Annotated in this window: 1 protein-coding gene and 1 pseudogene; both read right to left on the bottom strand. The window is 72.1% G+C overall.

Features of this window, described 5'->3' with window-relative positions; translation table 11 throughout:
- On the bottom strand, nt 1–1,503 hold a 1,503-nt coding region (locus ACH499_RS34355), incomplete at its 3' end, for a type I polyketide synthase (protein WP_399020963.1).
- Between the two features lie 315 nt (nt 1,504–1,818).
- A pseudogene (locus ACH499_RS34350) lies at nt 1,819–10,293 on the bottom strand (SDR family NAD(P)-dependent oxidoreductase); the annotation flags it as partial.

Here is a 10,293-nt window from a genome sequence, read left to right as displayed (position 1 = left end):
CGCCTGCCGCTCGCGTACAAAGCCCGCCAGTCGCGCAGCCTGCCCCCGCAGACCGGCATCACCCCGGCCCGACACCAACCACGGCACCGGACCCGACACCTCCACCGGTGAGAGGTCAACGGCCTCCACCGCAGGTGGCTCCTCCAGGATCACGTGCGCGTTCGTACCGCTCACGCCGAACGAGGACACGCCCGCCCGACGCACCCGCCCCTCCCCCGGCCACGCCACCGGCTCGGTCAGCAGTCGCACGTCACCGGCGGACCAGTCCACGTGCGGCGACGGCGCATCCACGTGCAGCGTCTCGGGTAGCTGCCCGTGCCGCATCGCCATCACCATCTTGATCACCCCGGCCACGCCCGCGGCGGACTGCGTATGCCCGATGTTCGACTTCACCGACCCCAGCCACAACGGCCGATCCACCGGCCGCTCCTGCCCATACGTCGCTAGCAGCGCCTGCGCCTCGATTGGGTCACCCAAAGTCGTCCCCGTGCCATGCGCCTCGACGACATCCACCTCACCGGCGCCCAGACCGGCGTTCGCCAACGCCTGCCGGATCACCCGCTGCTGCGACGGACCGTTCGGCGCCGTCAGACCGTTCGACGCACCGTCCTGATTGACCGCCGAACCCCGCATCACCGCCAGCACCCGATGACCATTGGCCACCGCATCGGACAACTTCTCCAGCAGCACCAGCCCGACGCCCTCACCCCAGCCCGTGCCGTCCGCCGCAGCCGCGAACGGCTTGCACCGCCCGTCGGGAGCCAAACCCCGCTGGCGGCTGAACTCCACGAACGCACCCGGCGTCGACATCACCGTCACACCACCGGCCAGCGCCAGCGAGCACTCACCGGCCCGCAGCGCCTGCGCCGCCAGATGGAGGGCCACCAGCGACGACGAGCACGCCGTGTCCACGGTCACCGCCGGGCCCTCCAGCCCGAACACGTACGCCAGCCGGCCCGAGACCACGCTCCCGGTGGAGCCGGTCAGGAAGTAGCCGTCGGAGGCGTCCGCGTGGCTGCCGTAGCCCTGGAAGCCCGCGCCCACGAAGACGCCGGTGGAGCTGGTCCGGAGGGCGGTGAGGTCAAGGCCCGCGCGTTCGAACAACTCCCACGCGGACTCCAGCAGCAGCCGCTGCTGCGGGTCCATGCTCAGCGCTTCGCGCGGGCTGATCCCGAACAGCTCGGCGTCGAAGTCGGCCGCGTCCTCGACGAAGCCACCCTCGCGGGCGTACGTCTTGCCCGGCCGGCCGGGCACCGGGTCGTACAGTTCGTCGATCGCCCAGCCACGGTCCGGCGGAAACGCCGCGATGGCGTCCCTCCCGTGCGCCACCAGCTCCCACAGGTCCTCGGGGCTGCGCACCCCGCCCGGAAGCCGGCAGCTCATGCCCACGACGGCGATCGGCTCGTGCTCGCCCGACTCGTACCGCAGGAGTCGTTCCCGCGTCTGCTTCAGCTCACCGGTTACCCGCTTGAGGTAGTCGAACAGCTTGTCCTGGTCCGTCATCACATCTCCATCGCCGGAATCGAAGGGGGCTGGTCGCGGTCAGCGCTGACCCAGCTCCTTGTCGATGAAGTCGAATACTTCGTCGGGGGTCGCGGACTCGAACTGCTGGGCGCCGGTGTCCCGATGGCCTTGCTCGTCACCGTCGTCACGCCACTTCTCCAGCAGGGACTGGAGGCGGAGGGTGATGCGTGCCTTCTCGCGGCCGTCGGCCTGCCGCATCCGCAGCAGCGCGTTCTCCAGCCGCTCGATCTGCGCGAGCGGCGAGGCGGCGGGCTCGGAGCCGTCCGGGAACATCGCTCCGCGCAGGTAGGTCACCACAGCGCCCGGCGTCGGGTGGTCGAACACCAGGGTGGCGGGCAGCTGCAGGCCGGACAGCTTCCGCAGCCGGTTGCGCACCTCGACGGCCGTCACCGAGTCGAACCCGAGCTCACGGAAGGCACGCTGCTCCGCGACGGCCTCGGGGCTCCGGAGTTCGAGAACCTTCGCGGCCTCCTGCCGCACGATGGCCAGCAGCTCGGCGTACTGGTCGTCGGGGTTCAGCTCGACGAGGCGGTCCCGCAGCGACCGCGCGTCGTCACCCGGCGCCTCGGCGGTCGCCGTGTCGGTGTCCCGGGCCAGCCGCCGGACCTCGGGCAGGTCCTCGATGAGCGGGCGGCGCCGGGCCACGGTGTACGTGGGGACGAACCGCTCCCAGTCCACGTCGGCCACGGCCACGAACGTCTCGTCGAGGGTGAGCGCCTCGTGCAGCGCCGCGACGGCGAGGTCGGGCGCCATCGGACGGATGCCCACCCGGGACAGGTACTCCTCGCCGTCGCCCTCCGCCATGCCTCCGCCGCCCCACAGGCCCCAGGCGATCGAGGTCGCCGGGCGGCCCTGAGCGCGCATCCGCTCAGCCACCGCGTCGAGGTAGGCGTTGGCGGCCGCGTAAGCGCCGTGCAGTCCGCTTCCCCAGACGCCGGAATTGGAGGAGAACAGCACCAGGTTGTCGACCGGGTGGTCGTTGAGGGCCGCGAGGAGGTTCTGTGTGCCGGTTACCTTCGCCCGCAGCAGCTCCGCGAACGCGGCGGGGTCGGACTCCCGCAGCGTGGTGCGCTGCGGTACACCGGCGGCGTGGATGACGGTGGTGATGGGCGGGTGGTCGTCGTCGCCGAGCAGGTCGGCCACCTGCTGGGGGTCGGCGATGTCGCAGGCGACGACGGTGGTAGGGGTCCCCTGGCTCGTCAGCTCGCGGGCCAGGTCACCCGCGCCGGGCGCGTCCGGCCCCGTACGGCTGACCAGGACGATCTGCTCGGCGCCGTGGCGGGCCAGCCAGCGGGCCAGATGGGCGCCGAGCGCGCCTGTGCCTCCGGTGATCAGCGCCGTGCCACTCGGCTTCCACTCCCGGCCGCCGCGCGGCGGTGCCGGAGCGTGCTGGAGGCGACGTGCGAACACGCCGGCCGTGCGGAGGGCGATCTGGTCCTCGACCGGCTCGGCCAGCGCGGCGGCCAACTGTCCGCCGGTACGGGGCTGCCAGGTGGCGGGCAGGTCGATCAGGCCGCCGTAGTGGTCGGGGTGTTCGAGGCCGAACACCCGGCCAAGCCCCCACACCGCCGCCGACACCGGATCGGGAGGCGTGCCGGTCCCGGGTGCGGTCACCGCACCACGGGTCAGCACCCACAGGCGCGCACCTTCCTGCTCCACGACGGCCTGCATGACCGCCAGCACGGCCGCCAGCCCGGCGGACAGGTCCGGGTGGTCCGGATGGTTGCGGTCGAACCCGGCCGGCAGACAGGCGATGTGCTCGGCACCCGCCAGCAGCTTGGCCACGGTGGCGCGGTCGAGGTCCTGATCGCCAGGCAGTACCCGCACGTCGACCTGGGCACCAGCCTGCTCCAGCGCCTCCCTCATCTCCACGGCTTCGGCGCTGTCGCGGTGGCACAGCAGCAGCCACCGTCGGTGCAGTCGCTCGGCGTACTGGGCGGCGAGCGGTGTCCAGCCCACGCGGTAGCGCCACGCGTCGCTCGCGGAGGCGCTCGCTGTCGGCGCGACGTTCGCCGCGGCGACGGGCGCGTCCATCCAGTACCGCTGACGCTGGAAGGCGTAGGTGGGCAGGGCCACCGGCCGTACGCTGGGCAGCAGTTGGCGCCACGCCACCGGCAGACCGGCGGCCCACGCAGCGCCCAGGCTGGTCAGGAGCTGTGCGGTCTCGGGCTGGTCGCGGCGCAGGGTGTGCAGCACCCGACCCTCGCTGTCGGCCAGGACGGTCGACAGGGCGAGCCCGAGCACCGGGTGGGGGCCCATCTCGATGAACAGACCATGGCCGTGGGCGTGCGCGGCCCGGACCGCCGTATCGAACAGCACCGGCTGGCGCAGGTTCCGGTACCAGTACCCGGCGTCCAGATCGTCACCGTCCACCAGTTCCCCGGTGACGGTCGACCACATCGCCACCTCGCCGTCACGCGAGGACAACCCCTCTAGCCCGGCCCGCAGTTCCTCCGCGATCCGCTCCACCTGCGCGTGATGCGACGCGTAGTCCACCTCGATACGACGAGCGCGCACCCCTGCCTCGTCCAACCGGGCGCACAACCCGGCAACCTCCTCGGGCGGACCGCTCACCACGATCTGCCCCGGCGCGTTCACCGCCGCCACCGTGACGCCCGGGGGCAGATACGCCTCCGCCTCCTCCGGGTCCAGGGCGATCGAGGCCATCGCGCCCCGGCCGGCCAGCTCCCGCAGCGCACGCGACCGCAGCGCGACGACCCGGGCACCGTCCTCAACACTCAACCGGCCCGCCACCACCGCGGCCGCGATCTCACCCTGCGAATGACCCACCACCGCGTCCGGCACCACACCCGCCGCACGCCAGACCTCCGCGAGCGACACCATCACCGCCCACAACACCGGCTGGACCACATCCACCCGGCCCACCCACGCCTCATCCGAACCGGTCAGAACCTCGACCAACGACCAGTCCACGAACGGCGCCAACGCCGCCTCGCACACAGCCATCCGCTCGGCGAACACCGGCCACGAACCCAACAGTTCACGACCCATCCCCACCCACTGACCACCCTGACCGGGGAAGACGAAGACGATTCCGGGGTCCGCCGTGGCCGGCGGCGACTGCTCGGCCGCGGCCAGCTCGTCGAGGCCCGCCAGGAGTTCCTCCACGTCCGCGCCGACCACCACGGCCCGCTGCTCCAGACCAGCCCGACCGGCCAGCCCCACCGCCACACCCGTCAGCCACGGACCGTCGACCGCACCCGACGCCTGCTGAGCACGGACGAATCCCGCCAGCCGCGCGGCCTGCGCACGCAGACCCGCCTCACCACGACCCGACACCACCCACGGCACAAGAGTTTCGCCCAGCGGCGCCGACGTCTCCTGCTCCTCCGCAGCCGTCTCGACAGCGGGCGGCTCCTCCAGGATCAGGTGGACGTTGGTGCCGCTGACGCCGAAGGACGAGACGCCTGCCCGTCGCGGATGGCCGTTGGCCTGCCACGGCACCGGTTCCGTCAGCAGGCGTACCTCGCCCGTCGACCAGTCCACGTGCGAGGACGGTGTGTCGGCGTGCAGCGTGGCCGGGAGCCGGCGGTGCCGCATCGCCATCACCATCTTGATCACACCGGCCACGCCGGAGGCGGCCTGCGTGTGCCCGATGTTCGACTTGACGGAGCCCAACCACAGCGGGCGGTCCTCCGGCCGGTCCTGCCCGTACGTGGCCAGCAGGGCCTGCGCCTCGATGGGGTCGCCGAGCTTGGTTCCCGTGCCGTGCGCCTCCACGACGTCGACCTCGCCGGCATCGACGTGCGCGTTGGCCAGTGCCTGCCGGATCACCCGCTGCTGCGACGGACCGTTCGGTGCCGTCAGGCCGTTCGACGCGCCGTCCTGGTTCACCGCGGAGCCCCGCACCACGGCCAGCACCTGGTGGCCGTTCGCCACCGCGTCCGACAGCCGCTCCAGCAGCACCAGACCGACACCCTCGGCCATGCCCATGCCGTCCGCGTCGGCGGAGAACGACCGGCACCGGCCGTCCGGCGACAGCGCGCCCTGCTTGCTGAACGCGACGAGGGCGCCCGGCGACCCCATGACGGCGACGCCTCCGGCGAGCGCCAGCGAGCACTCGCCCAGCCGAAGTGCCTGCGCCGCAAGGTGCAGGGCCACCAACGACGACGAGCACGCCGTGTCGACCGTCACCGCGGGCCCCTCCAGACCGAAGCTGTACGCGATCCGGCCGGACAGGACGCTGGACGCACCGCCGGTGAGCAGATGTCCCTCGGAGCCCTCCGGAGCGGCGGTCACGTTCGCGCCGTAGTCCTGGTAGTTGGAGCCGACGAAGACACCCGTCGGGGTCCCCGCCAGCGACTCCGGGTCGATTCCGGCGCGTTCGAACGCCTCCCACGCGGACTCCAGCAGCAGCCGCTGCTGCGGGTCCATCGCACGGGCCTCGCGGGGACTGATGCCGAAGAACTCCGGGTCGAAGAGGGCCGCGTCGTGCAGGAAGCCTCCACCCCGGGCGTACACGCTGTTCGAGCGTTCACGGTCCGGGTGGTGGAGCGAGGCCATGTCCCACCCGCGGTCGGCGGGGAAGCCCGAGACGGCGTCGCCCTGCGCGGAGATGAGGTCCCAGAGTGCCTCGGCGGAGTGCACACCACCGGGGAAACGGCAGCTCATGCCGACGATGGCAACGGGCTCGCCCCTGAACGCCGCTGCCTGGGTGGCGGTCGCGGTGGTGGGCCGGCTGCCCCATACCTCGTCCTTCAGGAAGGCGGCCAGGGCACGCGGCGTCGGGTAGTCGAAGACCACCGTCGCGGGCAGACGTATCCCGAGAGCGGCGCTGAGCCGGTTCCGGAGGTCGACGGCGGTCAGGGAGTCGAACCCGATGTCGCGGAACGCGCGGTCGGGGGCGACAGTGTCCACATCGGTGTGGCCGAGAACGGCCGCCACCTCGGCCCGGACCGTCTCCAGCAGTGCGGTGTCCCGTTCGGAGTCGGTCGCCCCGGCCAGCCTGTCCACCAGTGCCGAGGTGTTCTCGGCCTGGGCCGCGGAATCGTGTTCGGCGGGTTCGAGGGCCCGTACCTCCGGCAGCTCGGAGAGCAGGGGCCGCGGCCTCGCCGCGGTGAAGACGGGCACGAACGTGGGCCAGTCGACCTCGGCGATCGCCACGGTCGTCTCCCCGCCACCGAGCACCTGGGCGAGCGCGTCCAGTGCCCTGTCACGGTCGAGGAACGGCAGCCCTTGGCGGTACATCTGGTCGGGGTCGACCCGCCCGAGGGTCAGCTCGGTGTCCCAGATGCCCCACGCGACGGACGTGATCGGCTGGGACGCGGCCCGGCTCTCGGCGAGCGCGTCGAGATACGCGTTCGCGGCGGCGTACGCACCGTGCACACCGCTGCCCCAGACCCCGGCGATGGAGGAGAACAGCACCAGGCGGACGTCGGGGTGGTGCGCGCCGAGGAGATCGGCGAGGTGAGCGGCGCCCGCGCACTTGGCGTCCAGGACGGTGCTCAGATGCTCCGGCGTGGCGTCGCGCAACCAGGCCAGTTCGATCGTCGCGGCGGCGTGGATGACGGTGGTGACCGGTGCGTGACCGGTGCCGTCCAGGACCTCGGCGAGCCGGCCCGCATCGGTGATGTCACAGGCCCTGACCGTGGTCGGGGTGCCCGCCGCGCTCAGCTCCTCGGCCAGCTCGACCGCACCGGGAGCCCCGGTCCCCGACCGGCTGACCAGAACCAGATGCTCCGCCCCGTTCCGGGCCAGCCACCGCGCCAGATGCGAACCGAGCGCACCCGTCCCCCCGGTCACCACCACCGTGCCACCCGGCCTCCACCCCTCCCCACGACCGGACGACGCCGGGGCACGCCGCAACCGGCGCGCGAACACACCGGCCGGCCCGACGGCCAACTGGTCCTCCACCTCCTGCGCCAGCGCCCCACACACCAGCTCACCCGCACCCGCGAACCAGCTACCCGGCAGATCCACCAAACCGCCGTAATGACCGGGATGCTCCAGACCGAACACCCGCCCCAGCCCCCACACCGCAGCCGACACCGGATCAGGAACCGTGCCGGCCCCGGGCACGGCCACCGCACCACGGGTCAACACCCACAACCGCGCACCCTCCCGCTCCACGACCGCCTGCATCACCGCCACCACGGCCGCCAGAACGGTGGACAGGCCCGGGTGGTCCTTGTCCTCAGGGCCACGGGCGAACCCGCTGGGCAGGTAGGCGACGTGCTCGGCACCCGCGAGCAGTTCCGCAACGCCGGAGCGGTCGACGTCGGGAGCGGCGGGCAGTACCCGCACGTCGACCTGAGCACCGGCCTGCTCCAACGCCCGCCGCACATCACCGGCTTCGGCGTCGTCATGGCACAACATCAGCCACTGACGGGGCAGCCCACCCGTGTTCTGGACGGCCAACGGCGTCCAGCCCACCCGGTAACGCCACTCGTCCACGCCGGAAGACGCAGTCGCCGTCACGGCGGGCGCAGGGGCGTCCATCCAGTACCGCTGACGCTGGAAGGCGTACGTGGGCAGCGCCACCGGCTGCGCGTCGGGCAGCAATGCGCGCCACGCCACCGGCAGACCGGCGGCCCACGCAGCACCCAGGCTGGTCAGGAGCTGTGCGGTCTCGGGCTGGTCGCGGCGCAGGGTGTGCAGCACCCGACCCTCGCTGTCGGCCAGGACGGTCGACAGGGCGAGCCCGAGCACCGGGTGGGGGCCCATCTCGATGAACAGACCATGGCCGTGGGCGTGCGCCGCCCGGACCGCCGTATCGAACAACACCGGCTGCCGCAGGTTCCGGTACCAGTACCCGGCGTCCAGATCGTCACCGTCCACCAGTTCCCCGGTCACGGTCGACCACATCGCCACCTCGCCGTCACGCGAGGACAACCCCTCCAGCCCGGCCCGCAGTTCCTCCGCGATCCGCTCCACCTGCGCGTGATGCGACGCGTAGTCCACCTCGATACGACGAGCGCGCACCCCTGCCTCGTCCAACCGGGCGCACAACCCGGCAACCTCCTCGGGCGGACCGCTCACCACGATCTGCCCCGGCGCGTTCACCGCCGCCACCGTGACGCCCGGGGGCAGATACGCCTCCGCCTCCTCCGGGTCCAGGGCGATCGAGGCCATCGCGCCCCGGCCGGCCAGCTCCCGCAGCGCACGCGACCGCAGCGCGACGACCCTGGCACCATCCTCGACACTCAGCCGACCCGCGACCACCGCGGCCGCGATCTCACCCTGCGAATGACCCACCACCGCGTCCGGCACCACACCCGCCGCACGCCAGACCTCCGCCAACGACACCATCACCGCCCACAACACCGGCTGGACCACATCCACCCGGCCCACCCACGCCTCATCCGAACCGGTCAGAACCTCGACCAACGACCAGTCCACAAACGGCGCCAACGCCCGCTCGCACACAGCCATCCGCTCGGCGAACACCGGCCACGAACCCAACAGTTCACGACCCATCCCCACCCACTGACCACCCTGACCCGGGAAGACGAACACCACACCGGAAGACCCACCGGCCACCACACCGGTGACCACGCCCTCGGACGACGCCCCAGCCGCCACCGCGTCCAGACCGGACAGCAACGCCGCAACATCCCCGCCCGTCACCACGGCCCGCTGCTCCAGACCAGCCCGACCGGCCAGCCCCACCGCCACACCCGTCAGCCACGGACCGTCCACCGCACCCGACGCCTGCTGAGCACGGACAAATCCCGCCAGCCGCGCGGCCTGCCCACGCAGCCCCGCCTCACCACGACCCGACACCACCCACGGCATCAAACCCTCACCCAGCGGCGCCGACGTCTGCCTGTTCGCCGTGGGCTCCTCGACCGCAGGTGCCTCCTCCAGGATCACGTGCGCGTTAGTGCCGCTCACCCCGAACGAGGACACGCCGGCCCGCCGTACACGCCCCTCGTCCGACCACGCGACCGGCTCGGTCAGCAGACGCACGTCACCGGTCGTCCAGTCCACGTGCGGTGACGGCTCGTCCACGTGCAGGGTGCCGGGAAGCTGCCCATGCCGCATGGCCATCACCATCTTGATCACACCGGCCACGCCCGCGGCCGCCTGCGTGTGCCCGATGTTCGACTTCACCGAGCCCAACCACAACGGGCGGTCCTCCGGCCGGTCCTGCCCATAGGTCGCCAGCAGCGCCTGCGCCTCGATCGGGTCGCCCAACGTCGTCCCCGTGCCGTGCGCCTCGACGGCGTCCACGTCAGCCGCGGACAGACCGGCGTTGGCCAGTGCCTGCCGGATCACCCGCTGCTGCGACGGACCGCTGGGTGCCGTCAGACCGTTCGACGCGCCGTCCTGGTTGACCGCCGAACCCCGCACCACGGCCAGCACCCGATGACCGTTACGGCGAGCGTCCGACAGCCGCTCCAGCACCAGCACCCCCGCACCCTCACCCCACCCCGTACCATCCGCAGCCGCCGCGAACGCCTTGCAACGCCCATCCGCCGCCAACCCCCGCTGCCGACCGAACTCCACAAACGTCGCCGGCGACGACATCACCGTCACCCCACCCGCCAACGCCAGCGAACACTCACCCGCCCGCAACGCCTGCGCCGCCAAATGCAACGCCACCAACGACGACGAACACGCCGTATCCACCGTCACCGCCGGACCCTCGAAACCAAACGCATACGCAACCCGGCCCGACACCACACTCGTCGTATTACCAATCCCCACATACCCCGCAGCCTCATCCGGCACCGAAGACAACCGCGCCGCATAATCCTGCGGAATCACCCCCGCAAAAACACCCGTCCCACTCCCCCGCAACCCACC

The organism is Streptomyces sp. NPDC018947, from assembly GCF_044390505.1.
Taxonomy (GTDB): Bacteria; Actinomycetota; Actinomycetes; order Streptomycetales; family Streptomycetaceae; genus Streptomyces.
Note: the sequence above shows the minus strand (reverse complement) of the source record. Positions and strands in the feature narration are given on the sequence as shown.